The following is a 302-nucleotide window of genomic DNA, read 5'->3' as shown; positions in this document are numbered from 1 at the left end:
CGGCGTGACGCTGCCGGTCAAGCCGAAGAGCTCGGCGACGAAGGATGGACGCACGGCGCTGTGGCTCGGCCCGGACGAATGGATGATCATCGACGAGGCCGGCAATGACCCGCTCGCCGACTGCGCCAAGGTCACCGCGCTGCATTCGGCGGTCGGCATCTCGCATCGGAATGTGGGGATTTCTGTCGCCGGACCAGCGGCCGCCGTGACGGTCAATTCAGGTTGTCCGCAAGACCTGTCGCTCGAGGCCTTCCCGGTCGGAGCGGCCTCGCGCACCATCCTTGGCAAATCCGAGATCGTGC

1 pseudogene is annotated in these 302 nt (G+C 66.6%); it reads left to right on the top strand.

Features of this window, described 5'->3' with window-relative positions:
• Positions 1-302 (top strand): annotated as a pseudogene (locus tag EN861_RS34875) (sarcosine oxidase subunit gamma); the annotation flags it as partial.

Source organism: Mesorhizobium sp. M8A.F.Ca.ET.218.01.1.1 (assembly GCF_004791165.1).
GTDB lineage: Bacteria > Pseudomonadota > Alphaproteobacteria > Rhizobiales > Rhizobiaceae > Mesorhizobium.
This window is presented reverse-complemented; position numbering and strand designations above follow the sequence as displayed.